The sequence below is a fragment of the Candidatus Symbiopectobacterium sp. NZEC135 genome (genome assembly GCF_025962695.1).
The window spans coordinates 1-1,681 of sequence record NZ_JAGFPF010000359.1; the positions used below are offsets into that span (position 1 = coordinate 1).

1 protein-coding gene is annotated in these 1,681 nt (G+C 48.7%); it reads left to right on the top strand.

Annotation, left to right across the window (positions count from 1 at the left end; all coding sequences use genetic code 11):
* Positions 1-84: 84 nt before the first annotated feature.
* On the top strand, positions 85-1,681 hold a 1,597-nt coding region (eptB, locus tag J5224_RS26830; protein WP_264628205.1), incomplete at its 3' end, for a kdo(2)-lipid A phosphoethanolamine 7''-transferase.

The following is a 1,681-nucleotide window of genomic DNA, read 5'->3' on the forward strand; positions in this document are numbered from 1 at the left end:
AGTATATTATTCATGAACTCATCAATTATTTCTGTGTCCTAATTCTTTTAAAGAAGTCTTGGTTTATGCTGGAGCCAGAGTAAGATGTCGGTGATTACCTCTTTTTCGCAGTCTGCTTTGTCGTTGTTTCTCGCCGTTTATATTGGATTGTTTCTCAATGTCTCCGTCTATTACCGCCGCTTCGATGATATCGTTTCCCCTTCTGGATCTGCTATTGCCAAATTCCTGCCTGCGCTGATTGAATTATCGCTCAGTGTGTTGTTCACATTTTTCCTGATGCGCTTGCTCTCACTAGGTGGGCGTTATTTCTACCGGTTGATAGCCTCACTGTTAGTGTTGTTTTCTGTTGCTGCCAGTTACTACATGACGTTTTTTAATGTGGTTATTGGCTACGGGATAATTGCTGCCGTGATGACCACGGATATTGATTTGTCAAAGGAGGTGATCGGCTGGCAATTTATGGTCTGGACGCTGTGCGTCAGCGCGATGCCTTTAGCGATCATCTGGAAAGCTGATTTGCGCAATACCCTGATTGAACAATTAAAAACGCCGGGTAAACGCATAAAACCCGTGGCGATCCTGTTTGCCGTTGTCGCGCTGGTATGGGGCACCATGGAATATATGGGGACCGAGCAAAAGCGCACGGAAAAACGAACCAACATCGATTTGCCCAGCTATGGTGGTGTCATTGCTCACTCGTATTTGCCATCCAACTGGATCTCGGCGTTGGGGCTGTTCGCTTACACCCAATATGATGAAAGCCAGGATGCGGCAGAGTTGTTCGACCCCGCCCAAAATTTTACCTACGTAGCCCCTGCTGGCATTGAGGATACCTATGTGGTTTTTATCCTGGGGGAGACCACCCGCTGGGATCACATGGGGCTGCTCGGTTATCAGCGCGATACCACACCGCAGCTGTCAAAAGAGCGCAATCTGGTGGCGTTTCGTGGTCAGTCATGTGATACCTCAACCAAACTCTCCATGCGCTGCATGTTCGTGCGTGAAGGCGGGGCGGAGAACAATCCGCAACGCAGCTTGAAAGAACAAAATATTTTCAATGTGCTGCGTTCACTGGGGTTCACCTCAGAACTGTTCGCGATGCAAAGTGAGGTCTGGTTCTATAACAGCATTAACGCTAACAATTACTCATTCCGCGAAATGATTGCTTCCGAAGAGCGTAATGAAGGCAAATCTGTCGACGACATGTTATTGGTCGACGAGGTGAAGGGGTCGTTAGCGCGCTATCCCAAGGGGAAGCATGTGATCGTACTGCATACCAAAGGCTCTCATTATCTCTATTCCATGCGCTACCCGCGCAGTTATGCGCGCTATCAGCCTGAATGTATGGGAGTTGATGCCTCTTGCTCACGCGAACAACTGATCAACGCATTTGATAACAGTGTGTTGTATACCGACACCTTCATTAAAAACGTACTGGATCAGGTGCGTGACAAGAAGGCACTGGTGTTTTATGCCTCAGATCACGGTGAGTCGATTGATGAAAACTACCATTTGCACGGCACGCCGCGTGATGTTGCGCCGCCGGAACAGTTCCGTTCGCCGATGCTGGTGTGGGCGTCAGACAAGTTCCTGGCACAACCGCAAAATACGCAACTGTTTGAACAGTTGAAAGCGCAGCAGCGAGTAGGAACGACGCACCGCCATGAGGAGTTGTTTGATT